24 protein-coding genes are annotated in these 26,589 nt (G+C 52.6%); 22 read left to right on the forward strand and 2 right to left on the reverse strand.

Going from position 1 to position 26,589, the window contains the following annotated elements:
• Positions 1–15: 15 nt before the first annotated feature.
• From HMPREF9469_RS15860 to HMPREF9469_RS15900, 9 genes are read left to right on the forward strand one after another with little or no spacing between them, the layout of a single operon-like run.
• A complete protein-coding gene (locus HMPREF9469_RS15860) occupies positions 16–2,055 on the forward strand; it encodes an oxidoreductase (protein ID WP_007863664.1) in 2,040 nt (679 codons plus the stop codon).
• Positions 2,056–2,082: 27 nt separating this feature from the next.
• Positions 2,083–3,360: a CaiB/BaiF CoA transferase family protein gene (locus tag HMPREF9469_RS15865; protein WP_007863665.1), complete on the forward strand. Its 1,278-nt coding sequence runs from the start codon at positions 2,083–2,085 to the stop codon at positions 3,358–3,360.
• A gap of 33 nt (positions 3,361–3,393) precedes the next feature.
• Positions 3,394–4,584: an acyl-CoA dehydrogenase family protein gene (locus tag HMPREF9469_RS15870; protein ID WP_007863667.1), complete on the forward strand. Its 1,191-nt coding sequence runs from the start codon at positions 3,394–3,396 to the stop codon at positions 4,582–4,584.
• A 31-nt stretch (positions 4,585–4,615) separates the two neighbouring features.
• Positions 4,616–5,851: a CaiB/BaiF CoA transferase family protein gene (locus tag HMPREF9469_RS15875; RefSeq protein WP_007863669.1), complete on the forward strand. Its 1,236-nt coding sequence runs from the start codon at positions 4,616–4,618 to the stop codon at positions 5,849–5,851.
• A gap of 29 nt (positions 5,852–5,880) precedes the next feature.
• Positions 5,881–7,023, forward strand: coding sequence for an acyl-CoA dehydrogenase family protein (locus HMPREF9469_RS15880; protein WP_007863671.1), 1,143 nt, complete (start codon positions 5,881–5,883; stop codon positions 7,021–7,023).
• 56 nt (positions 7,024–7,079) lie between these two features.
• Positions 7,080–8,504 carry a SulP family inorganic anion transporter gene (locus HMPREF9469_RS15885; RefSeq protein ID WP_007863673.1) on the forward strand — a complete coding sequence of 475 codons (1,425 nt, stop codon included), beginning with the start codon at positions 7,080–7,082 and terminating at the stop codon, positions 8,502–8,504.
• Between the two features lie 27 nt (positions 8,505–8,531).
• On the forward strand, positions 8,532–9,335 hold the full coding sequence (locus tag HMPREF9469_RS15890; protein ID WP_007863675.1) for an electron transfer flavoprotein subunit beta/FixA family protein: 804 nt from the start codon (positions 8,532–8,534) through the stop codon (positions 9,333–9,335).
• A 19-nt stretch (positions 9,336–9,354) separates the two neighbouring features.
• Positions 9,355–10,359 carry an electron transfer flavoprotein subunit alpha/FixB family protein gene (locus HMPREF9469_RS15895; RefSeq protein ID WP_007863677.1) on the forward strand — a complete coding sequence of 335 codons (1,005 nt, stop codon included), beginning with the start codon at positions 9,355–9,357 and terminating at the stop codon, positions 10,357–10,359.
• A gap of 49 nt (positions 10,360–10,408) precedes the next feature.
• The gene (locus HMPREF9469_RS15900) at positions 10,409–11,089 is read left to right on the forward strand and encodes a DUF3298 and DUF4163 domain-containing protein (protein WP_007863679.1); all 681 of its coding nucleotides are present in this window, start codon (positions 10,409–10,411) and stop codon (positions 11,087–11,089) included.
• 217 nt (positions 11,090–11,306) lie between these two features.
• Here HMPREF9469_RS15900 and HMPREF9469_RS15905 read toward each other — a convergent pair whose 3' ends face one another.
• On the reverse strand, positions 11,307–12,083 hold the full coding sequence (locus HMPREF9469_RS15905; protein WP_007863681.1) for a type III pantothenate kinase: 777 nt from the start codon (positions 12,081–12,083) through the stop codon (positions 11,307–11,309).
• A 104-nt stretch (positions 12,084–12,187) separates the two neighbouring features.
• Between HMPREF9469_RS15905 and coaBC the strand changes: the two genes are divergently transcribed.
• The 10 genes from coaBC (at position 12,188) to HMPREF9469_RS15955 (ending at position 22,987) form a co-directional block, all read left to right on the forward strand.
• On the forward strand, positions 12,188–13,372 hold the full coding sequence (coaBC, locus tag HMPREF9469_RS15910; protein ID WP_007863686.1) for a bifunctional phosphopantothenoylcysteine decarboxylase/phosphopantothenate--cysteine ligase CoaBC: 1,185 nt from the start codon (positions 12,188–12,190) through the stop codon (positions 13,370–13,372).
• 120 nt (positions 13,373–13,492) lie between these two features.
• Positions 13,493–15,097, forward strand: coding sequence for a peptide chain release factor 3 (locus HMPREF9469_RS15915; RefSeq protein WP_007863688.1), 1,605 nt, complete (start codon positions 13,493–13,495; stop codon positions 15,095–15,097).
• A gap of 30 nt (positions 15,098–15,127) precedes the next feature.
• Positions 15,128–15,574: a GatB/YqeY domain-containing protein gene (locus HMPREF9469_RS15920; protein WP_007863690.1), complete on the forward strand. Its 447-nt coding sequence runs from the start codon at positions 15,128–15,130 to the stop codon at positions 15,572–15,574.
• 18 nt (positions 15,575–15,592) lie between these two features.
• On the forward strand, positions 15,593–16,999 hold the full coding sequence (gene pepV / locus HMPREF9469_RS15925) for a dipeptidase PepV (protein ID WP_007863691.1): 1,407 nt from the start codon (positions 15,593–15,595) through the stop codon (positions 16,997–16,999).
• A gap of 164 nt (positions 17,000–17,163) precedes the next feature.
• The gene (locus tag HMPREF9469_RS15930; RefSeq protein ID WP_007863693.1) at positions 17,164–18,081 is read left to right on the forward strand and encodes an SGNH/GDSL hydrolase family protein; all 918 of its coding nucleotides are present in this window, start codon (positions 17,164–17,166) and stop codon (positions 18,079–18,081) included.
• Positions 18,082–18,673: 592 nt separating this feature from the next.
• On the forward strand, positions 18,674–19,690 hold the full coding sequence (locus HMPREF9469_RS15935) for a methionine ABC transporter ATP-binding protein (protein WP_007863697.1): 1,017 nt from the start codon (positions 18,674–18,676) through the stop codon (positions 19,688–19,690).
• A gap of 1 nt (position 19,691) precedes the next feature.
• Positions 19,692–20,357, forward strand: a complete 666-nt coding sequence (locus HMPREF9469_RS15940) for a methionine ABC transporter permease (RefSeq protein ID WP_007863699.1) — start codon at positions 19,692–19,694, stop codon at positions 20,355–20,357.
• 224 nt (positions 20,358–20,581) lie between these two features.
• On the forward strand, positions 20,582–21,514 hold the full coding sequence (locus HMPREF9469_RS15945; RefSeq protein ID WP_007863700.1) for a MetQ/NlpA family ABC transporter substrate-binding protein: 933 nt from the start codon (positions 20,582–20,584) through the stop codon (positions 21,512–21,514).
• A gap of 142 nt (positions 21,515–21,656) precedes the next feature.
• The gene (locus tag HMPREF9469_RS30700) at positions 21,657–22,604 is read left to right on the forward strand and encodes a hypothetical protein (RefSeq protein ID WP_007863701.1); all 948 of its coding nucleotides are present in this window, start codon (positions 21,657–21,659) and stop codon (positions 22,602–22,604) included.
• 89 nt (positions 22,605–22,693) lie between these two features.
• The gene (locus HMPREF9469_RS15955; RefSeq protein WP_045093357.1) at positions 22,694–22,987 is read left to right on the forward strand and encodes a PRC-barrel domain-containing protein; all 294 of its coding nucleotides are present in this window, start codon (positions 22,694–22,696) and stop codon (positions 22,985–22,987) included.
• 255 nt (positions 22,988–23,242) lie between these two features.
• On the opposite strand, the gene aroD is transcribed toward HMPREF9469_RS15955, so the two are convergent.
• Positions 23,243–24,007: a type I 3-dehydroquinate dehydratase gene (gene aroD / locus HMPREF9469_RS15960; RefSeq protein ID WP_007863703.1), complete on the reverse strand. Its 765-nt coding sequence runs from the start codon at positions 24,005–24,007 to the stop codon at positions 23,243–23,245.
• 175 nt (positions 24,008–24,182) lie between these two features.
• Here aroD and nrdR point away from each other — a divergent pair, with 175 nt between their 5' ends.
• The 3 genes from nrdR to aroE are packed head-to-tail and all read left to right on the forward strand — an operon-like array spanning position 24,183 to position 26,589.
• On the forward strand, positions 24,183–24,635 hold the full coding sequence (gene nrdR, locus HMPREF9469_RS15965) for a transcriptional regulator NrdR (protein WP_007863704.1): 453 nt from the start codon (positions 24,183–24,185) through the stop codon (positions 24,633–24,635).
• Positions 24,636–24,664: 29 nt separating this feature from the next.
• Entirely contained in the window at positions 24,665–25,171 is a 507-nt protein-coding gene (locus HMPREF9469_RS15970) for a YqeG family HAD IIIA-type phosphatase (RefSeq protein WP_007863705.1), read from the forward strand.
• A 29-nt stretch (positions 25,172–25,200) separates the two neighbouring features.
• On the forward strand, positions 25,201–26,589 hold the full coding sequence (gene aroE / locus HMPREF9469_RS15975; protein WP_040416678.1) for a shikimate dehydrogenase: 1,389 nt from the start codon (positions 25,201–25,203) through the stop codon (positions 26,587–26,589).

Here is a 26,589-nt window from a genome sequence, read left to right on the forward strand (position 1 = left end):
GGAGAGTGAAAAGACATGAAGAAACTGTATACCCCAGCCATGGTCGGAGCTCTGCAGCTTAAAAACAGGATGGTAATGGCGCCTATGGTGGATGGGTATAGTGAAGGGGGAATGCCTACAGCGCGCAGCCTGGAATATTTCCGGGTCCGCGCAGCAGGAGGGATCGGCCTTGTGATCGTAGGCAATATCCATGTGGATCCCACCCACAGGCATGTTATGCCCGGGTTTAATCTGTATGAGGACTGTTTTACAGAAAAACTCCGTCCGCTGGTACAGGTAATCCATGATGGGGGAGCCAAAACCTTTGCCCAGCTGATCCACCAGGGAAGGTATGCGAAATCCAGGGATTATATAGACGGGGTGCAGGCAGTGGCGCCATCAGCTGTTTTTACGCGGATGACCGGGGAGACCCCGAGGGAACTTTCAGTAGATGAGATCCTGGACCTGGAACAGGCATTTGCCCGGGCAGCCGGACGGGCGGTGGAGGCCGGTTTTGACGGGATAGAGATATGTACTAATTCGGGATATTTGTTTGGACAGTTCCTATCCCCCCTGACCAACCTGCGCACGGATCAGTATGGCGGTTCCCTGGAAAACAGGGCTTTGTTCCTGGTGGAAACCATTGGGGCTGTGCGCGGGCAGGTGGGAAAGGATATTCCGGTCACGGTACGCATGGGCGGGAGTGATTTTGTCCCGGGCAGCAATACCAACAAGGAGGCGTGCCGGATCGCCGCTATGCTGGAACAGGCAGGCGCGGATGGGATCAGTGTCACCGGAGGATGGCATGAGAGCGGTGTGCCCCAGGTAACCATGGACCTGCCCCACGGCGTATTCAGCTATCTGGGGAGGAACATACGCCGGTCGGTTTCAATTCCGGTGATGATGGGCAACCGCATGAATGCCCGGACAGCGGAGGAACTGGTGGAGCGGGGGGATGTGGACTTCGCCGTGTTTGGCCGGCCTCTGCTGGCGGACCCTGAACTTCCCCGCAAGGCATCGGAGGGAAGGGTGGAGGACATCAGGCCCTGTGTGGGATGCAACCAGGGATGTCTGGACCATTCCATGAGCGGAAAGAGTATTGAATGTCTCTGCAATGCCGAGTGCGGCAGGGAAAGTCTGCTCAGGGATGAAAACGGCCTCCTGCCCACTGAAAAAAAGACGGACCATCCTAAGAAGATCCTGGTAATCGGCGCCGGTGTGGCCGGAATGGAATTCTCCAGGGTGGCCTCTCTGAGAGGACACAGGGTTGTCATATGGGAAGAAGGACCGTGCTGTGGAGGCCAGCTGCGGCTGGCGGCCGTTCCCCCTGCCCGCCATGATTTTGATTACCTGGCGGATTATCTGCAGTCTGCCTGTACAAAGGCAGGGGTACGGTTCTGTTTTAACACCAGGGCGGATGCGCAGTCAGTATTTCGCGCAGTGAAGGAACAAGGATTTGACCATGTTGTGACAGCTACCGGAGCACGTCCTGTAAGGCCGGGAGTTCCGTCTGAAGAAGGCGCTCACATTGTGCAGGCCTGGGATGTGCTTAAGAAACATGCAGATACAGGCTCGGATGTGGTGGTCGTGGGCGGCGGCGCGGTGGGGATTGAGACAGCCATCCTGCTGGGGGAGGAAGGGACATTGACCCCTGAAGCCCTCCGGTTCCTTACCCTGTACAAGGCAGAGCCCCAGGAAGCGCTGTATGAGATGCTTAACAGCGGCAGCAAAAAGGTCACTGTTGTGGAAATGCTTGATAAGGCGGGAAGGGATATTGGCAAGACGACCCGCTGGATTATGATGGACCGGCTGAGAAAGCTGGGGGTCAGGATCTGCACAGGCACCCGTCTCACGGAGATAAAAAGGGACAGAGTAGTGGTGGAAGGGCCTGATGGAGCAGAGGAGATCCCTGCTGATACGGTGGTCCTTGCCATTGGGTCAAAAGCGGACCGTGGCCTGTATGAGGAGATAGAGAAAGAGTTTCATGAGGTTTCCTTGATCGGTGATGCCTGCACGCCCGGAAAGGCCATGGACGCCCTCAGGGAGGCATACGATCTGGGGATATCCATGAATTGAATCTGATAAAAAAAGGAAAGCATAAATATGACAGAAAATGTTTTTTCCGGTTTGACAATACTTGACCATACCCGATACCTGCTGGGCGGTTATGCGACTCAGGTTTTTGCAGACCTGGGTGCGGATGTGATCAAAATTGAAGAAATATCAAGGGGTGATCTGTGCCGTAGCGATGATCCAAAGATCAATGGTGTCAGCCACTATTTTTCAGCGCTGAACCGCAATAAAAAGAGCCTGTCCCTGAACCTGAAGAGCAAAGCAGGCAGGGAAGCATACTTCCGTCTTTTGGAGCGGGCGGATGTGGTGATTGAAAACTTCCGTCCCGGAGTCATGGAACGTCTGGGAATTGACTACAGCCATGAGAAGGAGATCAGGCCCGATATCATACACTGTTCCCTGACCGGCTTTGGGCAGGATGATCCCAGAAGCCTGATGGCATTTCACGATATCAATTTCCAGGCCCTCAGCGGTTATCTCTCCCTGAACGGAGGAAAGACCAGCCCGATCCATCTGGTGGATCTGTCCACGGCCATGGTTGCGGTCCAGAGTATTATGGCGGCGCTTTTACAGAGAAATGGGACAGGTAAGGGGGCGTTCTGCGACATCCGTATGTTTGATTCGTTTGTCTGGTGGAATTCCATACTGGATGCCAGGTACCAGTTTTCAGGCAGCCGGCTGACCGCGGATACGCTGGACTTCCCGGTCCTGGCTTACAACGTGTACGAGACAGCGGACAGCGGAAAGATATCCGTGGGTATGCTGGAGGACAAATTCTGGGATACCTTCCTTTCCCTGAACGGTCTGGAAGAATTAAAGCCATTTAAGCTAAGCCATCCCGGGGAGGCCAGAGAAGCCTTTGATACAATGGAGCAGCTGTTTAAAAGCCGGACAACGCAGGAATGGAAGAAATGGCTGGAGGACAAGGACATATGCGCCATGTGGGTCATGGATAAGACGGATGCCGTCAATTACATATTGGAACAGGATACGGGACTGATGGAATACTGCGATTTCCCATGTACGGGTGAAACACTTCAGACACGGATACCGCAGCTTATAAGTTCCATTCCCGTATCCCTGAAACATGCGGCGCCCGCCCCCAAACTGGGGGAGCACAATGCTGCGATCTTAAAAGAACTGGGATACTCGGACGAGGAAATATTAAACATGTCTGAAACAGGAGCCTGCGGAACCATTGGAGTTATGGGGCCGGGGCCGGAACCACTGGAGGAGGAGTCTCTGGCTGCGGATCCGCTGGATCCGCCTGGTGTTTCCGGCAGAAGAACGGGATTAACAAATTTGTAAGAATAATCAAACAAAAATAGGAGGAATAAAAGAATGTTAAACGACCAGAGGATCAGTGAGAAAGAACTGTACGAACTGAGGATGAAGATCCGCCATGTAGTTGAAAACGATATGGAAGCCCTTTCCGCGGAAATGGAAAAAAGTAATGTTTATCCGCCGGAGATGTGGGAGATCGGCAAGAAAAACGATATGTTCCGCCTTTCCCTTCCCACCCAGTACGGCGGCATGGGCCTGTGCCTGGAGCAGTACTTTACGGTATTGGAGGAGATAGGAAGGGGCAACCAGGCGATCCGCATGTTTTTCCATGTAGCAAACGGACTGAGCTGGGAGATCATGGCGGAGCACGGCACAGAGGAAATGAAGAATGAGTACCTTCCCAAAATGGGGACCGGTGATTTCTTTGTGGCCTTTGCCCTCACCGAACCTGACTGCGGTTCCGGCGTTGACATCCGCAGCACAGCCGTAAAGAAAGGGGACAAATGGGTCCTGAACGGACGTAAGACCCTGATCTCCTTTACAGATATCTGCGATGCATACTATATCATCGCTGTCTCAGATGAAGAAAAACGCAAAAAGGGCGGCCATACGGCGTTCTATGTTCCGGCTGACACAAAGGGGCTGAGAGTGGAAAACATGCCTCATATGATGGGCTGTAGGGGCACAGGACACGGGGATGTGATCATGGAAGACATGGAGATCCCGGATGAGTACCGTCTGGGAGCGGAAGGGGAAGGACTCACCGTATTCCTCCATGCCTTGGCCGTATCCCGTGCATCCATCGGCGTCTGCCTGCTGGGACTTTCACAGCGCATGCTGGAACTAGCCATTGCCAGGGCAAAGGACAGGGTCACCTTTGGAAAAGCGCTGATCCAGCGTCAGGCCGTGCAGCAGATGCTGGCAGATATGGCCACGCAGGTCCACGCACTGCGGCTGCTGGTGCGGGACTGCGCCCAGAAAGCGGACCGGGGTGAGGATATAGAGATGATCTCATCCATGATGAAGCTTCACGGAATTGATACGGTCCGCACCGTGTCGGACGGCTGTCTGGAAATCTTCGGCGGGATCGGATACTTCGAGGACAATCCTTACGGGCCGGTGGAACGCCTGTACCGGGATGCACGCGCCATGTGGTTTGAGGAAGGCCCCCGCACGGTTCAGCGTCTTACTCTGGTCCGTAAGGTGATTGATGCGGACGGGGAGATAAGGACATCCAATTACTGCTGATAGTAAGCTGACAAAGAGAGGTATACCGACTATGAAACCATTAGAAGGCATTAAAGTTATAGAACTGGCAGAATACGTGGCTGTTCCCGGAGCACCGCGGCTGCTGGCCGACTGGGGCGCAACCGTGTATAAGATCGAGCGGCCCCAGGGGGATCCCAGCAGACATTTAGGGCCGTCATTTAAGATGATCGATTTTATGAAGGAAGATTATAATCACTGTGTGGATATGATGGTGGGCGGAAACCGCCAATATATCTGCCTGGATCTGAAAAAGCCGGAGGGAATGGAGGCGCTGCATAGACTGCTGGAAACAGCGGATGTGTTTGCCACCAGCTGGCGTCAGAAGGCCCTGGACAAACTGCATCTGGATTACGATTCACTGAAGGAAAAATACCCCGGGCTGATCTACGCCCAGGTTACCGGATACGGTGACCGTGGTCCGGAAAAAGATAATCCGGGCTATGACACTATTTGTTATGCGGCCAGGGGCGGTTGGTTCCGCTCCCTGCCCCAGGAGGGGGACGCCCCCATGAACTGGCCCAATGCCCTGGGGGATCTTCCCACATCAGTGGCCCTTGCGGCAGGCATTTGCGGGGCATTGGTGAAAAAGGCAAAAACAGGGCTGGGGGACCGTGTGTTTATCAGCCTGTACCACACCGCCCTGTATTTCCTGACAGTGGGGATCGTGACCAGTACATATGACAATCATTATCCCAGCTCCAGAAAAAACCCGCCCAGCCCTCTCAACAACACATATCCCACCAGGGACGGCGGATGGATCTATTTGTGCATGCCGGTTTATGACGCTGAATTCAACAAGTGTATGGATCTGATCGAGAGGCCCGACCTGATCGACTCCCCTGTGTACGGCAGCTATAACAAGGTGCTGGCAGAAGGACGCGTCACGGAAGTGGTTAACCTTATTGAAGAAGGCTTTATGAAAAAGGATGTGGATGAGTGGGTACGGATTTTTAAGGAAAAAGATACGCCTGCCGGTAAATGTTTTACCGTGGATGACATATTGGCAGATCCCCAGGCATGGGAGAATGATTTCCTCAGAAAGATCCATTATGACAACGGGGTGGATGGTATTGTCACAGACACGCCTGTGCGCTTCCAGAGCATGGGACTTCCGCCCTTGGAACAGTCCAAACCCATCGGTTATCACACCGAGGAAATCCTCAGTCAGTACGGTTATACCCAGGAACAGTTGGATGAGATGAAAAAAAGCGGGGCTATCGTAGTGAAACACCATAACTGTGAATGATTTAATTTGAACTTGCGAGGTGAAGGAATATGGCAATGATTTATACGGAAGATCAGCTGTCTATCAGGGATTTGATTCGTGATTTTATGGCAAAAAGAGTGAAACCCCATTTAAGGGAACTGGATGATAAGGGAGAGTTTCCTCAGGATATTTATCGGGAAGCGTTTGAAATGGGGCTTCACTGTCTCCAAATACCGGAAGAGTTCGGTGGTGCCGGGCTTGATTATGTGACCATGGCCGTGGCGCTGGAAGAAATGGGAAGATGTGATCCCGGCTTTGCCATCACCATGCTCAGCACATCCATGACACTGAAGTGTATCCTGCTGGGGGGCAATGATGAGCAGAAACAGAGGGCGGCCGACATTCTGATTCCAGGCGCCCATGGAAGTTTCAGTATGACGGAGCCAAATGCAGGTTCTGACACACTGAGCCTGCGCACCACGGCCCGCAGGGACGGGGATGATTACATACTCAATGGTACTAAATGCTTTGCCACCAACGGCGCATACAGTGATCTGTACGTGATCATCGCCACTGTGGACAGGTCTCTTGGCTCCAAGGGGACGGTGGCCTTCATGGTAGAGGGCGGTACACCGGGACTCAGCGTAGGCAAGCATGAAAACAAGATGGGACTCCGCCTTTCCAATACCTGTGACCTGTTCCTGGAGGACGTCAGGGTACCGGCTGCCAATATGCTGGGCTCAGTGGGCGATGGCATTAGGATCGCTTTGGGCGGCCTGGATACAGGGCGTATCTATAACGCGGCAGTGGCGGTGGGCATTGCCCAGAACGCACTGGAAGAAAGCGTGGCCTATGCAAAGACCAGGGAGCAATTTGGAAAGCCCATCATAGAAAATCAGGCGATCCAGATGATGCTGGCAGATATGCAGATCGGCACCGAGGCAGGGCGGCAGCTGGTATTTGGCGCAATGCGCCTGCTGGACTCCGGTGTCAAGAGAGTCAGCATGGAGGCCTCCTGTGCAAAGACCTTCTGCAGTGACAATGCGGTGAAGGTCACCACAGATGCGGTGCAGATTTTTGGCGGCTATGGCTACAGCAAGGAATATCCCGTGGAGAAAATGATGCGTGATTCCAAGATATTCCAGATATTTGAGGGGACGAATCAGATCCAGCGCCTGGTGGTATCCAGGGAATTGGCAAAACTTTATTGAGATTTTACCAAGAGATGATAATGGTACTTAAGTGATAAAGTGAGGAGGATTTTGGTATGGCTATGAAGAGACCGTATGGCGGGGAGCAGCCGTATATAAAAATGGGGATGTTTAAGGTGCGTATTCCGTTTATCCATTGTAATCCCACATTTCCTGAGGCAATTCAGGGCATGTGTAACGGCGTATTGTGTTTTGGCGCAATATCCACGATCATGCTTTGTACAGGGGTGAGTGAGGAAGCTGCCTATGGGGCTGCATTTATCAGCACATTCCTTTATATTATCAATTCCCTGGCAGGAGATCCCACGGTGTGCGGGTGGATCATGCCCGCAGTGCCTCTTGTAATTGCGTTTTGCCAGGGATATCCGGCAGAACTTCAGGTCCAGGCCATGGCAGCACTGCAGCTGATGCTGGCGGCAATCTTCCTGTTCTTAGGCGGAACAGGGCTTGCTAAAAAGGTAATTGCCTTTGTCCCGCCCAGCATCAAAGGCGGCATTGTCCTGGGTGCAGCCATTGCTTCGATCTTTGGTGAATACAAGTCAGGCGGCCGTGTGGGAACCTATCCCATCACGATCATGGTATCCACGGTTGCAATGATCTTTTTGCTGTACAGCCCTGTTTTTAAGGGCTGGGTTAAAAAGGGGAATCCTGTGGCAAAGATGCTGGCAAGCTTTGGACTTGTACCGGCAGTTATCCTGGCAATGATCCTGGCTGCTCTCACCGGTGAGAGCCCCATGGAATTTTCCATCTTTCCTATTTTGACGATTCCGAATTTTGCAATCATGTTTAAAGAACTGTCACCGTTTTCCGTAGGATTTCCAAGTCCCGCCATATTGATTTCCGCCATTCCCACGGCATTTGCCATTTATATTGTTGCATTTGGCGACACCCTGGTGCTGAAGGAAATCGTCAGGGATGGAACCAAGTCAAGAGAAGATGAATACTGTGAGCTGAATGTAAACCGTGTAAGCATTACAGCAGGGTTGAGAAACCTGGTTCTGGGCCTGATCTGCCCCTTTGGGCCACTTGCATCCCCTTTGGGAGCGGCGTTCACCATCTCCATGCTTCAGGGGTATGAAGACCGCGGGGAGAAAGGATTCTACAGTGTGCACGGCGGCGCCATGTCGGGAAACTACATGCCGTTTATCACAATGATCTTTACACCGATTGTAAGCCTGGTGCGCCCCATTGCACCGATCTGTATGAGCCTTTGCCTGGTGTCCCAGGGATTCACCTGTACGGCCAGCGGTATCGGGCTGTGCCGCGACAAGTCGGATCTGGCCATTGCAGGAGCCATTGCGGCTGTCATGGTTGCCAGAGGCGCCGCTTGGGGATTTGCGGTAGGTATTGTATGCTACATATTTATTGCTTCCAGGGATAAGCGAAAGGATGATCTGTCATATAACAGGTCTGTGATCGCAGCGGAGGACGAGGAGGAGCGCAGAGCACAGGAATTAAGGGAAAAAGGTGCGGCGGCGTAAATCTGTTATTAAGATGAGGGATGAATTATGAATATATTAGTATGTATCAAACAGGTGCCGGATACAACGGAAATAAAAATAGACCCGGTGACCAATACATTGATCAGGGACGGTGTTCCCAGCATTGTCAATCCATTTGACGGATACGCGCTGGAAGCAGCTGCGCGCATCAAGGACGCCAACCCGGATACTAAGATAGTGGTGGTGTCCATGGGTCCCAATCAGGCAACGAATGCGTTAAAGGAGTGCCTGGCCATTGCAGCGGACAAGGCATATCTGGTTTCAGACCGGGCCTTTGGGGGATCGGATACACTGGCTACCAGCTATATTCTGTCACACACCATCAGGAAGATCGAGGAGACAGAGGGAAAATTTGACGCTATTTTCTGCGGCAAGCAGGCGATTGACGGGGATACGGCCCAGGTGGGGCCTGAGATCGCGGAGCATCTTGGTCTGCCCCAGGTGACCTATGCTCTGGAGGCGGAGGCGGAGGGAAACACCTTCCGGGTTTTGAAAGAAGGGCCGGACTACAATATGATGATCGGCATTACCATGCCGTGTCTGATCACATTTACCAAGCCTGGTTTTGACCCGCGTTACCCTTCCATTAAGAGGAAGATGGCGGCCAACCGCGCAGTGATCCCTGTTCTCACTGCCGCGGATCTGCCGGATATTGACCTTACACGGGCAGGGCTTAAAGGTTCGCCTACCAAGGTGAAGAAATCCTTCTGCCCGGAACGCAAAAAAGGCGGAGTCATCATTAAGGAGGACAGTGACCAGGCATCAGCAGCCAAGCTGGTTCAGGTGCTTAGCGCTGCCTGCCTGATATAAGGAGGAGGGGATACCGCAGATGGACGCAAAGACAAAGGATTTATGGGTATTGATTGAGACAAAGGAAGACGGGACTCCGAGAAAAGTAGGATTGGAACTGCTGAACCCGGGCCGCAGACTGGCTGATAAGCAGGAGGGAAAGCTGGTGGCCGTGGTGATCGGCTGCCGGACAGAGACTTCGGTTCAGGCATCGGGAGAATACGGAGCGGACGAGATCATTGTTGTGGATTCCGAGGAGTTTAAGGAGTACTCCACGGACGCCTATACGGCTGCCCTTACATTTCTCATAGAGAAATATGGACCCACCACCATGCTCATCGGTGCAACGCCCACGGGCCGTGACCTGGGCCCCAGGCTTTCCTGCCGCTTAAAGACCGGGCTGACCGCGGACTGCACCAGTCTGGATGTGGATGCGGAGACCGGCAACATGGCCTGGACACGTCCTGCATTTGGAGGAAACCTGATGGCAACCATTCTATGTCCGGACTGCCGGCCGCAGCTGGGTACGGTCCGCCCCGGGGTTTTTAAAAAGCCGGAAGCAGGGATTTCCAGGGCCGGGATCATAAAAGAGGAGTATTCTTTCCCCAAAGAAAAGATCCGGACCACTGTCCTTGAGATCATCCGGGAGGCGGCCAGCGAGGTGGTAGACCTGGAAGGGGCTGAGATCATTGTATCAGGGGGCCGCGGACTGGGCGGACCGGACGGGTTTAAGCTTATGCGTACTCTCGCGGATGTGCTGGGCGCAACCGTGGGCGCTTCCAGGGCGGCAGTGGATGCGGGCTGGATCAGCCACTCCCATCAGGTGGGACAGACCGGCAAGACCGTTGCCCCAAAGATTTACATTGCCTGCGGCATTTCCGGCGCCATCCAGCACATGGCGGGCATGAGCGGGGCTGACTGCATTATCGCCATCAACAAGGATCCGGAAGCTCCCATATTCGGCATCGCAGACTACGGCATTGTGGGAAACCTGTTCGAGGTAGTGCCCGTGATAACGGAGGAGATCAAAAAAGCCAGAGCGTAATATGGGTACATGGCGGCTCATATATTGTAAAAAAAGATATGAGGTTTCCATGCAGACCATAACAAAGTACACAGTGACAGAGCAGATGGAATATCAGGGCACGCCTGTGGTAAACTGCCGGATCTATTATCCCGGGTTTACCAGCACCTGCAGCCGGGAGGCGGCGGCATCCATCAGCGGATTCTACCGATCCATGGCGGAGGAGAAAAGGAGGCACTGTCAAGACAGCCTGTATCCCCAGGCGGTAACGGATTACCAGTACGGCAAAAGCAATGGGTATCCCTTTTTTTCCTATGAGTTTATCATGGGGTATCAGGTGACCTACAACCATGACTGTATTGTCAGCCTGTATTTGGACCAGTATGAATTCACGGGAGGAGCCCACGGAATGACGGTGCGTACATCCCAGACCTGGGATTTTGAAACAGGCAGGCAGCTGCGTCTGGGGGACTTCTTTATGGACGATCCCGGATATGTGGAAGCGATCCAAAACTGGATCGAATACGAGATCGCCCAGCGGCTGAAGGCTGATCCATCCACCTATTTTGACAATTACCCTGAATTGCTGCGAAGCACCTTTCAGGCGGAGAACTTCTATCTCACGCCCCAAGGGATCGTGCTTTACTACCAGCACTATGATATCGCTCCCTATTCCAGCGGGCTTCCCCAATTTCTTCTGCCTTTTGGGGAAATGGAGCAAAAGGCGGCTGACGGGACAGAGGATCATTAAATTCGGTCAGCCAAATAGAAATATGGGTGAAACAGAAATATAAACAAAACAGAAATATATACAAAACAGAAATATATACAAAACGGAAATATGAGCGATAGAGAAAACAGCGCCGGGATGGGGATCCGGGCGCTGTTTTGGATGCAGTTTTAAATTTGGCGAGAACCGCCTAAAATCTCTTTTACATACAGAGGGAGATGGGACAGGGGACTGCGTCTCACCGCTCCTGTAATGTGTTTTTCCGATATAAGATCAATAATCCCTTGAGCAAAAGGGCATCGTCCACAATGATCTTATGGCGGCAGAGCGGGGTGATGAATTTGGCCAGTCCGCCGGTGGCGATCACTGTGGGCTCTTCTCCAAGTTCCGCTTCCATGCGGTCCAAAATGCCATCGATCATATCCACATTGCCGTACACGATCCCGGATCTCATACAGTCAATGGTATTCTTGCCAATGACGTGGCCGGGGACCTCCAGGCTGATATAGGGCAGCTGCGCTGTCTTGCTGCTCAGGGAATTTAAGGATACCTTAAGTCCGGGAAGGATGACTCCTCCGATGTAATTTCCCTTCTTGTCCACGGTGCACAGAGTGGTGGCGGTACCCATATCGATGACGATAAGAGGCAGGGGATGTTCATGGCTGGCGGCCACGGCATCTACGATCTGGTCGCTTCCCACTGTCTTTGGGTTGTCCATGATAATATTCATGCCGGTCTTCATGCCGGAGCCCACAAGAAGGGGAAGGATCCCGGTCACTTTTTCCACAGCGCTTAAAATAGTGGAATTAAGGGGAGGGACCACGGAGGAGAGAATGGCTCCCTCAATGGTGGAAATATCGATCTGGTGCATTTCCAAAATGTTCTTAAAACTCACAGCGTATTCTGTATCGGTCCGTCCCTGATCCGTGGTGACCCGCTCGATAAAATATGTTTTTTCTTCGTCTATGCCGCCGATCACGGTGTTTGTATTGCCCATATCAATGGCTAAAATCATTGGGGGGAACTCCTTTCCATTGGAAAAAATATGTGATATACTTTATCATGGATTGTAACATAGAAAAACGGGAAAGACAACCAGAGGATCGCATGGAGGATGATATGTTAAAAGGAAAGACCGTTCTTCTTGGAGTGACAGGAAGTATAGCAGCTTATAAGATTGCCGGCCTGGCAAGCATGCTGGTAAAGCAGGGGGTAAAGGTGCATGTGCTCATGACAGAGAATGCCACTAATTTCATCAACCCCATTACATTTGAAAGTCTCACAGGGAACAAATGCCTGGTGGACACATTTGACCGCAACTTTGAGTTCAGCGTGGAGCACGTGGCCCTGGCAAAACAGGCGGACGTGGTGATGGTGGCCCCGGCTTCCGCCAATGTCATTGGCAAGATCGCCCACGGCATTGCGGACGATATGCTGACTACCACGATCATGGCGTGCAGGTGCAGAAAGATCATAGCCCCTGCCATGAATACCAATATGTATGAGAACCCTATTCTCCAGGATAACCTGGAGATCTGCCGCGGGTATGGGATGGAGGTTATCGACCCGGCCTGCGGTTATCTGGCCTGCGGGGATATCGGGGCCGGAAAGATGCCGGAGCCGGAGGTGTTATACCAATATATCCTGCGGGAGGCAGGCTATCCAAAGGACCTGGCAGGGAAGAAGATCCTTGTGACAGCCGGTCCCACCAGGGAGGCCATGGATCCGGTGCGCTACATTACCAACCATTCCACCGGCAAGATGGGATATGCCATTGCCCGGGTTGCGGCGTACCGCGGTGCCCAGGTCACCCTGGTAAGCGGTCCCGTGGACATGGCGCCGCCCCTGTTTGCAGATGTGGTGGCAGTGGAGAGCGCCAGACAGATGTTTGAGGCGGTCACTTCACGCAGCCGGGAACAGGATATTATTATCAAGGCAGCTGCAGTGGCTGATTACAGGCCGGCCTCGGTGGGAACTGAGAAAATAAAGAAAAAGGACAGCGATCTTTCCATTGCCCTGGAGCGCACGGACGATATCCTTGGCTGGCTGGGCAGCCACCGCAGGGAAGGGCAGTTTTTGTGCGGATTTTCCATGGAAACCCAGAATATGCTGGAAAACTCAAGGGCAAAGCTTAAGAAAAAGCATATTGACATGATCGTTGCCAATAACCTGAAGGTGGAGGGCGCGGGATTCGGCACGGATACCAATGTGGTCACGATCATCACAGAGAAGATGGAAAAGGAGCTTCCCATGATGTCCAAGGAGGAAGTGGCGGATTCCCTTCTCAGTGAGATCTGCGGCTGAAGCGTATTGCCATGGGATGTGAGAGGATAAGCCTTGACTTATGGTCATATTCATAATAAAATAAAAAATTAGACTTAAAAAGTGCATTGGAACAAATACTAAAAAATGGAGGACAAAAACTTGTCAAAGATAGATGACCAGTTGGCAGAAGAGATTAAAAAGCGGAGGACATTTGCAATCATATCCCATCCCGATGCAGGTAAGACCACATTGACTGAGAAGTTCCTGCTTTACGGGGGCGCCATTAACCTGGCCGGAACCGTAAAGGGCCGCAAGGCAGCCAAGCACGCGGTGTCTGACTGGATGGAGATTGAGAAGGAGAGAGGTATCTCCGTTACTTCGTCAGCCATGCAGTTTAATTATGAAGGATTCTGTATCAATATCCTGGATACACCGGGACACCAGGACTTCTCCGAGGATACCTACCGTACCCTGATGGCGGCTGACTCGGCCGTCATGGTGATCGATGGCTCCAAAGGTGTGGAGGCACAGACCATTAAGCTGTTTAAGGTATGCGTTATGCGCCATATCCCCATCTTTACCTTTATCAACAAATTTGACCGTGAGGCCAGGGATCCCTACGAGCTGATGGACGAGATTGAAAATGTGCTGGGCATCCGCACCTGTCCCGTGAACTGGCCCATAGGATGCGGGAAGAGCTTTAAAGGGGTTTACGACCGCTTTACGAAAAAGATAACCACCTTTACCGCTGCCATGGGCGGGGCAAAGGAAGTGGAGAGCCAGGAATATGATTTGGATGAGGCTGATCTGGACAGTATCATCGGGCACGACTATCACCAGCAGCTTACTGACGATATCGAGCTTTTGGACGGGGCCAGCGATGAACTGGACATGGACCGGGTGCAGCGGGGAAACCTGTCGCCTGTGTTCTTTGGTTCAGCTTTGACGAATTTCGGTGTGGAGACATTCCTGGAGCATTTCCTTAAGATGACCACCACGCCTCTTTCAAGAAAGACGCTGGACGGGGAGATCGACCCCTTCCGCCCGGATTTTTCCGCTTTTGTGTTTAAGATCCAGGCCAACATGAACAAGGCCCACAGGGACAGGATCGCTTTCATGCGCATCTGTTCCGGTAAATTTGAGGCCGGCATGGAGGTGAACCATGTGCAGGGGGGGAAGAAGATCCGTCTGACCCAGCCCCAGCAGCTTATGGCCCAGGACCGTAAGATCGTGGAGGAGGCGTATGCGGGGGATATCATTGGCGTGTTTGATCCCGGTATCTTTTCCATCGGGGATACGCTGTGCGTCTCCAATGAAAAGTTTGAGTTTGAGGGGATCCCCACCTTTGCGCCCGAGCACTTTGCCAGGGTGCGCCAGGTGGATACCATGAAGCGCAAGCAGTTTATTAAGGGTGTGAACCAGATCGCCCAGGAGGGCGCTATCCAGATCTTCCAGGAATTTAATTCCGGGATGGAGGAGATCATTGTGGGGGTGGTTGGCGTGCTGCAGTTTGAAGTGCTGACATACCGCCTCCAGAATGAGTATAATGTGGAGGTTATTCTGGAGAAACTTCCCTTTGAGCATATCCGCTGGGTGGAGAATCCGGAGGAGGTGGATGTGGCCCGGATCCAGGGGACATCCGATATGAAGCGAATCAAGGATCTTAAGGACAATCCGCTGCTTTTGTTCATTAACAGCTGGAGCGTGGGAATGGTCCTGGACCGCAACCCCAACCTGAGGCTCAGTGAATTTGGCAAGGCATAATGAAACAGGGAAATGTAAGGAGGTAATGACATGAGTAAAATTGATGTTGTAAGGGCAGCCATGGTGGAGGCCATGAAGGCAAAGGACAAGGCAAGGAAGGATTCCCTTTCCATGCTGTTATCCGCCCTTAAGAACGCACAGATAGATAAGAGGGAGCCTTTGACCGAGGCGGAGGAAGACGCGATTGTGAAAAAGGAGATCAAGCAGACCCAGGAGACCTATGACCTGGCTCCGGCCGACCGTGAGGATATCCGCCGGGATGCCGCCGCAAGGCTTGCTGTGTACAGGGAATTTGCGCCGGAGGACATGAGTGTGGAGCAGATCAAAGAAGTCATAGCTTCCGTTCTGGAGGAACTGGGGCTGGCATCCCCCACAGCAAAGGATAAAGGGGCCATCATGAAGGTGCTGATGCCAAGGGTAAAGGGCAAGGCCGATGGAAAAGTGGTCAATGAGACATTGGCATCCATGTTGAATTAGAGAAAAGGAGTTCTTAAAATGGATTATAGAAAAGAGATTGAAGGATTTATTGACAGCCACAGGGAAGATATGATAGAGGATATCTGCAGGCTCTGCAGGATCAACAGCGAGAAGATGCCTTATACGGAAGGAAAACCTTACGGTGAGGGAACCTTTGAGGCCCTCCAGGCAGCCCTTTCCATGGCTGAGGGCTATGGATTTTCCATTACCAATTATGATAATTACGTGGGAACCGCTGATCTCAATGACAAGGAAAGCCAGCTGGATATCCTGGCCCATCTGGATGTAGTGCCTGCCGGCGAGGGATGGACAGAGACATCGGCCTATGAGCCGGTTGTTAAGGACGGAAAGCTGTTTGGACGCGGCACTGCGGATGATAAGGGCCCGGCAGTGGCAGCCCTCTATGCCATGAGGGCGGTGAAGGAGCTGGGGATCCCCCTGAATAAGAACGTCCGCCTGATCCTGGGAACGGATGAGGAGTGCGGAAGCTCTGATATAGCCTATTACTATGACAAGGAAAAGGAAGCTCCCATGACATTTTCACCAGATGCGGAATTTCCTGTGATCAACATTGAAAAAGGGCGCCTGGAGGGACATTTCCATGCTGAGTTTAAGGCTTCCGAGGCAGTGCCCAGACTTGTGAAGGTGGAGGCCGGCATCAAGGCCAACGTAGTGCCGGGCAAGGCCAAGGCAACGGTGGAGGGAATCGATCTGGCAACCCTGGAGACACTGGCGGAGGAGATGAAGGCGGAGACAGGTATTTCCTTTGGCTTTGAAGGCAGCTTCCCTGTATTCCGTATCACTGCCCAGGGAGAGGGCGCCCATGCCTCCACTCCCCAGGAGGGAAAGAATGCCCTCACCGGACTTCTGTTATACCTGACGCGTCTGCCCCTGGCAGAATGCGGGCAGATGGACGCTGTCAAAGCGCTTGTGGAGCTGTTTCCTCACGGAGACACCTGCGGAAAGGCTGCCGGGATCGCCATGGAGGATGAACTGTCCGGAGCCCTTACCCTCGCGTTCAGTATGCTGACTGTTTCATCAGACAGTCTGGAAGGCATATTTGACAGCCGCTGCCCCATCTGCTCCAATGAGGATAATGTACTCAGGACAGTGAAGAAAAACATGGCAGACAAGGGCGTGACACTGGAGAATGAGACCATGGTGCCTCCTCACCATGTGGATGGAAACTCCCGCTTTGTAAAAACGCTGCTGGCCTGCTACGAGGAGTACACAGGACTTCAGGGAAGCTGTGAATCCACTGGCGGCGGTACCTATGTTCATCACCTGAAGAACGGCGTTGCCTTTGGAGCGGCCCTTCCGGATACGGATAACAGGATGCACGGCGCGGATGAATTCGCGGTGGTGGATGAGCTGGTGGTCAGCGCCAAGATATTTGCTCAGGCAATCGTGGAACTGTGCCGCTGACCTGGTATCAGATGATAAAATAGGGAACCCCTGTCCTGCCGGAGGCGGCAGGACAGGGGGCCGGGATCGGCAGGCAGAGGTCCCGGGATCGGACAATGCAGCGGTTTAACGGCAGATTATTATGCCGGATTGTTATGCCAGTAAGCTGGCATGGGAGGAAGGGTATGAAAAGGATCAGGATTATGGCGGCCGTTTTGGCAATTGCCATGGCTGCGGCCGCGTCTTCAGGATGCGGTGCGGACAGCAAAGATGGCGGAGACCGGACCACGGCCCAGCCTGCAAAACAGCAGGAGCCATCGGAGGAAACCACAACAGGATCTGCACAGGATGCAGAGCAGGATGAGGGGAAAGACGACAGCGCTAAAGCGTCCGGGGAAACATACAGGAAGATTCCTGATCCGGTTGTCAAGGACGGGGATAAGATCCTTTTTGTGGGAAACAGCCATACATATACCAATGATCTTCCGGGTATGTTCTTTGAGATGGCGCAGGCCGGGGGGCATGGGGTGGATGTGTATGACCTGACGGAGGGGTCCTATACGCTCCAGCGCTTTTCAGACCCGGAAGATGAACTGGGCGAGATCCTTACTGATGCGCTGCAAAGTGAACCATGGGATTTTGTGGTCCTTCAGGAGAACACCAATGCGGCTGTTGCTTTCAATGCAAAAAAGGATATGTACCCCTATGCGCGGAAACTGGACGAGATGATCAAGGCCGCAGGAGGCCAGACCGCATTTCTCATGACCTGGGCACCGGAGGAAGGCGCAGGTGCCTTTTCCAGGGAAATGGTGCAGGGACAGCTGGCAGCCGGATACAGGACCATTGCAGAGGAGCTGGACGCGCTGCTGATCCCCGGAGGGGAAGTATTTGCCAAAGCCTTGGAGCAGGATGAGGAACTGCAGCTCTGGGGGGAGGATGGTCAGCATCCTTCCGTGGAGGGGACGTATCTGGCAGCATGTACGGCCTATGCTTTGTTATTCCAGGAGACGCCTGTGGGAAATCCATATCTGGCCGATCTGGATCAGGACAAGGCTCAGGAACTTCAGGGCATGGCACAGGCATTTATACTGGATCAGGATTAGATCAGAACCGGATGAGGATCAGAGCAGGATCAGATCAGGATCATATCAGAGCAGGATCAGACTGCAAAAAAGTCTTGACAAATACCATTGGGTGATGTATCTTCTTAACTAAGACAATTCCTAGTTGATCTATAGAGAATAAATACAGGAGGATCTTATGAATCAGTTCAAAGCCATGCAGATGAATATGGATATGATGAACGGCATGTACATGATGATGTGCTGTGTATCCGCATGGGCAAAAAACTGAATGTAAGTACCAACTGTATGGATTGTGATGAATTTAGATTGAGTTGCTTTGGGAGAGAATCTTTCAGGCCGCAAGTCCTTGCAGGACGTGCGGCCCTTTTTATATCATAGAAAATTCCTCTGAAAATCCCTATGATACAAATAACGCTCCGCGGGGATTGCGCTGCGGCGGAAGGGAAGATGTTGCTGAAGCGACCCGCCGCAGGCGGAGAATCCCGCGGGCAGGATTCTTTGTTTTATTCAGGGGCTCCGGCAAAATCATATCATGGGGATCGCCCGGCGCCCGACCCAACTTGCCAAGGCGGATTAAATACTGGAATAACAGAAGAAAGGAACAAAAGCCATGGAAGATAACAAAGAAAATGCCATCATACGTCTGGAGGGACTGGGAAAACAGTTTCAGACGTCCGGCGGCCCGGTGACAGCGCTGGAGGATATTAATCTGGAGATCCGCAGCGGAGAGGTTTTTGGTATTATCGGATTGTCAGGGGCAGGCAAAAGCACCCTGGTGCGCTGCATTAATTATCTTGAGGTGCCCACTTCAGGCAAGGTGATCTTTGAGGGAAAGAACCTGTCGGCCATGAAGGACAGGGAGAAGCGGCTGGCCAGGCGGTCCATGGGAATGATATTCCAGCAGTTTAACCTCCTGGCGCAGAGGAATGTGCTCCAGAATGTGTGCTTCCCCCTGGAAATTGCCGGGACAGCCAAAGGTGAGGCGAAAAAACGGGCGGAGGAACTGCTGCGCCTGGTGGGCCTTGAGGACAGGATGAAGGCGTATCCGGCCCAGCTGTCCGGCGGGCAGAAGCAGAGGGTGGCTATTGCAAGGGCCATGGCCACCAATCCAAAGGTACTTCTCTGTGATGAGGCCACCAGCGCCCTGGACCCCAATACCACCAAGTCCATACTGGAACTTCTGAAGAAGATAAACAAGGAGATGGGGATCACCGTCATTGTGATCACCCATGAGATGGCTGTTATCGAAGCGATCTGTGACAGGGTGGCTATTATTGATCACAGCCATATTGCAGAGGTGGGAAAGGTGTCTGAAATTTTTTCGGGTCCCAAATCTGATATCGGCCGTCAGCTGATCCTGGGGGATGTGACAGCCCAGAGGACCAGCTTTGGAACCTCCAGGCAGATCCGTATCATATTTGACGGAAGGGAGTCCTCGGAGCCTGTGATCGCGAACATGGTGCTGGCCTGTAAGGTGCCGGTGAATATCATGCACGCGGACACAAGGGATATCGAGGGCAAGGCCATGGGGCAGATGATCATCCAGCTGCCTGAGGACGATACGGATGCGGGCAGGATATGCAATTATTTAAAGACAGCCAATGTGGCGTTTGAGGAGGTGCGGTGAGATGCAGTTTGATTCAACAACCATGCAGATGCTTATAAAAGGGATCGGGGAAACACTTTATATGGTGTTCCTGTCCTCCGCTCTTTCCTATGTGATCGGCATTCCGCTGGGAATTGCCCTGGTGGTTACGGACAAGGACGGCATCAGGCCGGTTCCCCTGTTTAATAAAGTCCTGGGACTGGTGATCAATGTACTCAGATCCATTCCCTTTATTATCCTGCTGATCATGGTGATCCCTATTACGAGAATGATTGTGGGCAAGATCATTGGCTGCAATGCCACGGTGGTGCCTCTTGTCATTGCCGCGGCCCCTTACATCGGCCGTATGGTGGAATCCTCCTTAAAGGAAGTGGATGCCGGAGTTATAGAGGCGGCCAAATCCATGGGGGCTTCCACCTGGCAGATCATCGTGAAGGTGCTGCTGCCTGAGGCAAAGCCCTCCCTGCTGGTAGGGGCAGCCATTTCCGTCACAACGATCCTGGGCTATTCCGCCATGGCCGGTTTTACAGGCGGAGGCGGTTTGGGTGACATTGCGATCCGTTACGGTTACCACCGCTATCAGACAGATATGATGATGGTTACCGTAGTGCTTCTGATCATTATTGTACAGCTGATCCAGGAAGTGTTCATGAGAATGTCCAGAAGGGGCGATAAGAGGGTCCGCTGATCAAGAGCCTGTTTGATCAGGACGGCAACCGGCGGAACCGGTAATATGGAGCCAATGAGGCAGCACCGGTAAAGCGGAACAGATAAGACAGAAACGATAAATCTCCCGGGGCTTTCCTGATGTGATAAAGATATCGCAAAAAGAGGAGGGCTCCGGCTGATGATAAAACAGCCCGTCATGGGTAAAAAATAAGGGGTAAACCCTGAAACGAGGAGGAAAACATTATGAAGAAGAGAGTATTAGGAGCAGCTATTCTGGCCGCAGCGCTGGCCGCAGGAGCACTGACAGCCTGCTCAGGCAGCGGGAAGGAGACAACCGCAGATACCACAGCAGCCCCAACCACGGCAGAGGATACCACTGCGGCAGGTGCTGAGGCAGAAACCACAGCCGCTGAAACTGAGGCAGCAGAAACCACGGCCGCCGGAGAAATGAAGAAGATCATTGTAGGCGCAAGCCCGGCTCCCCATGCTGAGATCTTAAACGCTGCCAAGGAAGTCCTGGCATCAAAGGGCTATGAGCTGGACATTGTGGAGTACACAGACTATGTGCTGCCAAATAACGCCCTGGATTCAGGAGATCTGGATGCCAACTATTTCCAGCATAAGCCATATCTGGATTCCTTTAATGAGCAGAACGGCACCAAACTGGTAAGTGCAGGAGCCATCCACTATGAGCCTTTTGGGATCTATGCAGGAAAGACCAGCTCCCTGGATGAGTTAAAGGATAAAGCAACCGTTCTGGTTCCCAATGATGTGAGCAATGAGGCAAGGGCTTTGCTGCTTCTGGAAGCACAGGGACTGATCAAGTTAAAAGAAGGCGTGGGTCTGGAAGCCACCAGAAACGACATTGTTGAGAATCCCAAGAATCTGGATATCGTAGAGCTGGAAGCCGCACAGCTTCCACGTTCCCTTCCTGACTGCGACATTGCGGTCATCAACGGAAACTATGCCATTGAGGCAGGACTTAAGGTGAGCGATGCCCTTGCGGCAGAGGACTCCGAATCCCTGGCAGCAACCACCTATGGAAACATTGTGGCTGTAAGGAAAGGCGATGAGACTACAGACGCTACCAAGGCGCTGGTAGAGGCACTGACCAGCCCGGAGGTAAAGCAATTTATGGAAGAAAAATATGAGGGTGCCGTAGTTCCCCTGTTCTAAAGGAACAGATAAAAGAGAAGACAATTACAAGACGCAGTCCGCCGGGGCAGGTTTCCGGCGGATTGTATTTTTTTGTAAGTTATGGTATACTTTTCACGTATGCTTTGACCGAAGGACACATGCCAGAGAAAGGGGACAATACATGGACAACGAACATGATCATGCCAATTATGCAGGGGAAGGCGGCCCCGGCTTGAATAGAACAGATAACGGGAACAACGCAGAGGAACCGGTTGGAGCGTCCAGGCAGCCGGAATGCCCGGCAGAACCCCAGGACAGTTCCTGGAGCCAGGCACCCGCCTCATCTTCAGTAACAGATACATGGATCCAGCCAGGGGCAGCGGACCAGCATGACGCGTGGAACCATGGAGGGGATGCCGATTCCTACGGGACTGATTCCGGCAGCCGCCAAGAAGGGCGCTGCCAGCCGGGTGCCCTGGACCAGGGAACCCATAATATGGGAACCCAGAAGGGGAGCAGCCGGAATATAAGCGGCCAGAACCCCATCAGCCAGAATCCCAACAGCCAGAACCCCAACAGCCGGAACGGGACCGGACCGAATCAGGGAGAACCGGTCTATAAGACAGCGCCTCCATCCTATTCAGGACAGCAGGAGCCGGTGCATCAGGGCGCGGGGCGGCACCAGGACCCAGGCCAGGTGCAGGATCCAGGTCAGCTGCAGGTTCCGGATCAGCGGGGGCCGGTATGTCAGCAGGGACCAGGATATCAGAAGGGACCAGGATATCAGCAGGGGTATCAGGGGGATGGGCAGAATCAGTACCAGACCCAATATCAGACCCAATATCAGACCCAGTACCGGAAACCCGCTGAGGATAAGAACGGCATGGCCATCACTTCACTGGTCATGGGAATCCTGGCCCTGGTCACATGCTGCTGCAACTGGATTGCCATAGTGTTTGGAATTCTCGGAATCATATTTGCCATTATGTCAAAGGGGGAGAATGGGCTGAGCGCACAGGCAAAGGCTGGACTGATCCTTTCTATTGTGGGCGTTGTTATAAATATCATCATGCTTATTCTTGTCATTGCAATGCAGGTGATCGGCCTGGTCCCGGAGTTGTTACCGTAGTTTTTGGAGTGCTGTTTTTCCCTGTCCAATTTAAATTTCCGGATAGGGAAAGGCAGTGACAAAGTCTAAATGGGTTCAGAGCTGCATATATAAGTAGTAAGAAGCAGCCGGAGGTTACGACTACGCGGATCTATGATTTAAAGCAAAAGGAAGTAATCAATGTAAAGACCTGCAAACGCCTGGGGTTTGTGGGGGATGTGGATTTTGATATGGAGACAGGGTGCCTACTGGCTCTGATCGTGCCCGGCCCGGGCTGTATCTGCGGTTTTCTTGGAAGGGAAAAGGAGTATATCATTCCCTTCTGTGACATCTGCCAGGTGGGCAATGACATTATTCTGGTGGATATAAAAGAAAAAGAAGTGACGGAGAACATAAAATGCTGATCAGGACACACGGCTTTGCGTCTGACAAAAAATTATAATCCAAACGGAGGAGTGGCCGGCAGGGTATACCCTGCCGGCCGGTTTGTGAGAAAAAGTTGTATGAAAAGCATTAGCTTTTTTACATTTTTTACAATACAGGAAAAATGTGATGATTCTATGTGCTGTTTGTGAAAAAAATGTGAAATGCCCCCGGCTAATCCGTGATCCATCGCGGCGCTGGCATCAAAACCATCCGGGTAGAGGATTCGCAACTGCTCAGCCCGTGAGCCCTCTGTGCATGGTCTCCAGAATCATCTTTAACTCCGTCACATCAATCTGTCCCGGGGCGGAGGCGCCTCCCACGGAGCCAAAGGTCAGACAGGATCCGAATATTTCCCCGCTTAACCGGCTGACCAGCCCGGTGCCCTTCATGGACATGGAGATAACAGGGCAGGAGAGGGTGCGAAAAGCTTGTTCCGTGGCTGATAAAAGCGTGAGCACATCTGCCGGGGAGTTTGGCATGACTGCGATCTTTGCAATGTCCGCGCCAAGGGCTTCCATGTGTTTCAGGCGGTTTAAGATCTCCTCTTTATCCGGTGTGGCGCTGAAGTCATGGCTGGACAGGATGACCCTGATCCCGTTTCGGTGGGCCAGATCCGTCAATTCCCGGACGATCCCATCTCCTGTAAACAGCTCCACATCCACTATGTCGATGAACCCCGAACCAATGGCCCGGCGCAGCAGCTCGCAGTAGGCGTCCGCGGAGGCGGGCAGATTACCTCCCTCCTTATGGGTGCGGAAGGTAAAGAGAAGGGGAATGCCCTTAAGGGCATCTGTGAGGCCGGGAAGGGCCTCCAGGGAGGTGTCGGGGCTTAGGATCCCCTCATACCAGTCAGCCCTCCACTCTGCCACATCAATGGGAAGAGAAGGAAAGCGCGCGGCTTCCTTAATAAGGACCTCATAGCCGGTGGCGACCAGGGGAGCGCATATTTTTGGGATCCCTTCCCCGAAAACAATATTTTTAACCTTGAGAGTATTCATGTGGAATCAGCCTTTCTGTACATTTGGTTTATTTATGGGTCTTATTATAAGGCGGGACATGGGATTCGTCCAGACACTTGCGAAAATAAATACAAAGTCCTTGCGATTCAAACCTTATTCGGTTAAAATATATGAAGCACTTAAGCCGTGAATGAAGGAAAGGACGTATAAAAAGATGAAATGCCCATATTGCAATGAACAGGATACAAAGGTCATTGATTCCAGGCCTGCGGATGACAACAGTTCCATCCGCAGGCGCCGACAGTGTGAGAGCTGCGGAAAGCGGTTCACAACCTATGAGAAGCTGGAGACCATGCCGCTTATGGTGATCAAGAAGGACGATTCCAGGGAGACATATGACCGCTCCAAGATTGAGGCCGGAATCATCCATTCCTGCCATAAGCGCCCTGTATCAACACAGCAGATCAACACTGTGATCGATGAGATCGAGAACCAGATTTTTAACATGGAGGAAAAGGAGGTCCCCACCTCTGTCATCGGTGAACTGGTGATGGAGAAGCTGAAGATGCTGGATGAGGTGGCCTATGTGAGGTTTGCTTCCGTGTACAGGGAGTTTAAGGATGTGAACACGTTTATTGATGAGATTGGAAAGCTGCTTAAGAAATAAGCGGATGAAAGAAAGGATCAATGTAAATTATGCTGGAAATGTTTTACCCCAGGCGGTACGAGGTATCGGCCTATGTGATTCCCTATGACCACTATCACGCCAATGGGATCCGGGGCGTCATATTTGATATCGACAACACCCTGGCAAACCATGATGCACCGGCGGATGACCAGGCCGTGGAGTTGTTTGAACACCTTCATCAGATCGGCATGAACACATGCCTGCTGTCCAATAATAAGGAACCCAGGGTCAAACACTTTGCGGACAAGGTGGGATCAGCTTATATACACAAGGCAGGGAAACCAAAGCGGGATGGCTATGAGCGGGCCATGGAGCGGATGGGCACGGATCGGGAGACGACTATCTTTGTGGGGGACCAGCTTTTTACAGATGTATACGGCGCCAACAGGGCCGGTATCTACAGTATTTTGGTAAAACCCATGAATCCGAAGGAGGAGATACAGATCGTCCTGAAGCGGTATCTGGAAAAACCGGTACTGTATTTTTATAAAAGACAATGCCGCAGGAAGGCATGAGAAGAAGGATTAGGGAGCGAGACAGCAAAATGGACGGAAAGACAAGAGTGTGCGGACTCATAGCCAACCCGGTGGAGCATTCCATGTCACCGCTGATGCATAACTTTTATGCCCGGCGGACAGGGGTGAACCTGGCCTATGTGCCCTTTAAAGTGGAAAATGAGCAGGTGGGGGACGCGGTAAAAGGTGCCTTTGCCCTGAATATCCTGGGAATGAACGTGACCGTGCCCCATAAACAAAGGGTCATGGAATTCCTGACAGACATAGATGGGGACGCCAAAGCCATTGGTGCGGTCAACACACTGGTGCGGACGGAACATGGCTATAAGGGATATAATACGGATGCCGCCGGCCTGACCCGCGCCCTTTTGGGGGCCGGGATCCATGTGGGCGGGGAGAGGTGTATCCTGATAGGCGCAGGAGGCGCGGCCAAGGCAGCCGCCTATGTGCTGGCCAAAGAGGGAGCAGCATCCATTTACATCATGAACCGCAATCTGGACAGGGCCCAGGAGCTGGCTGAGTACATCAACCGGCTTGTGGGACGGAACCTTGCGTCCGCTCTGCCCCTGGATGGTTATGAATCCATTCCCCAGGAAAAGGGCGGATATCTGGCGATCCAGTCCACCAGCGTGGGTATGCATCCCCATGTGGAGGATGTGATCGTAGAGGACAGGTACTTTTATGAGCTGATCCATACAGGCGTGGATATCGTGTACACACCGGCCAGGACCAGGTTTATGGAACTGGTGGAGGGGGCAGGCGGAAAGGCTGTCAACGGACTGGACATGCTGCTGTACCAGGGTATTATTGCCTATGAACTTTGGAATCCCCAGGTCAGGGTGGATGAGGAGACTATCTCCATGGCAAGGCAGCTGATCCAGGATCATCTGTCCATGTCACAGGCAAAGCATAACCTGATCCTGATTGGGTTTATGGGAGCCGGAAAGACCAGTGTGGGCGACTGCTATGCCAGGGAGTACGGCCTTCCTATCATTGATACGGACCAGAGGATCGAGGCAGCGGCCGGTATGGCCATTTCCAAGATCTTTGCCACCCAGGGGGAGGAGGCTTTCCGCAGGCTTGAGACAGGCGTGCTGGAGGAATTGCTGGCCCATACGGACCACTCCATCATCTCTGTGGGAGGCGGGCTTCCTTTGCGGGAGGAGAACAGGATCCTTCTTAAAAAACTGGGCTGCGTGGTGTATCTGGATGTTTCTCCGGAGACTGTGATGGACAGGATTGGAAGGGATGTATCCGACAGGCCCATGCTTCAGGGCGGGGATGTGGAATCAAGGATCCGCGGCCTGCTGGCAATGCGCCGCCCGGTCTATCTGGAAGCATCCCATGTGATCGTGGATGTAAACGGACGCAGCGTGGAGGAAATTGTGGAAGAGATACATTGCAGGGCCGGAATTTAA

Origin of the sequence: [Clostridium] citroniae WAL-17108 (genome assembly GCF_000233455.1) — a bacterium.
In the GTDB taxonomy this organism is placed as follows: domain Bacteria; phylum Bacillota; class Clostridia; order Lachnospirales; family Lachnospiraceae; genus Enterocloster; species Enterocloster citroniae.

Coding starts and splice junctions, on each gene's coding strand:
- HMPREF9469_RS15860 (WP_007863664.1), top strand. CDS start 16: ATGAAGAAACTGTATACCCCAGCCATGGTCGGAGCTCTGCAGCTTAAA.
- HMPREF9469_RS15865 (WP_007863665.1), top strand. CDS start 2,083: ATGACAGAAAATGTTTTTTCCGGTTTGACAATACTTGACCATACCCGA.
- HMPREF9469_RS15870 (WP_007863667.1), top strand. CDS start 3,394: ATGTTAAACGACCAGAGGATCAGTGAGAAAGAACTGTACGAACTGAGG.
- HMPREF9469_RS15875 (WP_007863669.1), top strand. CDS start 4,616: ATGAAACCATTAGAAGGCATTAAAGTTATAGAACTGGCAGAATACGTG.
- HMPREF9469_RS15880 (WP_007863671.1), top strand. CDS start 5,881: ATGGCAATGATTTATACGGAAGATCAGCTGTCTATCAGGGATTTGATT.
- HMPREF9469_RS15885 (WP_007863673.1), top strand. CDS start 7,080: ATGGCTATGAAGAGACCGTATGGCGGGGAGCAGCCGTATATAAAAATG.
- HMPREF9469_RS15890 (WP_007863675.1), top strand. CDS start 8,532: ATGAATATATTAGTATGTATCAAACAGGTGCCGGATACAACGGAAATA.
- HMPREF9469_RS15895 (WP_007863677.1), top strand. CDS start 9,355: ATGGACGCAAAGACAAAGGATTTATGGGTATTGATTGAGACAAAGGAA.
- HMPREF9469_RS15900 (WP_007863679.1), top strand. CDS start 10,409: ATGCAGACCATAACAAAGTACACAGTGACAGAGCAGATGGAATATCAG.
- HMPREF9469_RS15905 (WP_007863681.1), bottom strand. CDS start 12,083: ATGATTTTAGCCATTGATATGGGCAATACAAACACCGTGATCGGCGGC.
- coaBC (WP_007863686.1), top strand. CDS start 12,188: ATGTTAAAAGGAAAGACCGTTCTTCTTGGAGTGACAGGAAGTATAGCA.
- HMPREF9469_RS15920 (WP_007863690.1), top strand. CDS start 15,128: ATGAGTAAAATTGATGTTGTAAGGGCAGCCATGGTGGAGGCCATGAAG.
- pepV (WP_007863691.1), top strand. CDS start 15,593: ATGGATTATAGAAAAGAGATTGAAGGATTTATTGACAGCCACAGGGAA.
- HMPREF9469_RS15930 (WP_007863693.1), top strand. CDS start 17,164: ATGAAAAGGATCAGGATTATGGCGGCCGTTTTGGCAATTGCCATGGCT.
- HMPREF9469_RS15935 (WP_007863697.1), top strand. CDS start 18,674: ATGGAAGATAACAAAGAAAATGCCATCATACGTCTGGAGGGACTGGGA.
- HMPREF9469_RS15940 (WP_007863699.1), top strand. CDS start 19,692: ATGCAGTTTGATTCAACAACCATGCAGATGCTTATAAAAGGGATCGGG.
- HMPREF9469_RS15945 (WP_007863700.1), top strand. CDS start 20,582: ATGAAGAAGAGAGTATTAGGAGCAGCTATTCTGGCCGCAGCGCTGGCC.
- HMPREF9469_RS30700 (WP_007863701.1), top strand. CDS start 21,657: ATGGACAACGAACATGATCATGCCAATTATGCAGGGGAAGGCGGCCCC.
- aroD (WP_007863703.1), bottom strand. CDS start 24,007: ATGAATACTCTCAAGGTTAAAAATATTGTTTTCGGGGAAGGGATCCCA.
- nrdR (WP_007863704.1), top strand. CDS start 24,183: ATGAAATGCCCATATTGCAATGAACAGGATACAAAGGTCATTGATTCC.
- HMPREF9469_RS15970 (WP_007863705.1), top strand. CDS start 24,665: ATGCTGGAAATGTTTTACCCCAGGCGGTACGAGGTATCGGCCTATGTG.
- aroE (WP_040416678.1), top strand. CDS start 25,201: ATGGACGGAAAGACAAGAGTGTGCGGACTCATAGCCAACCCGGTGGAG.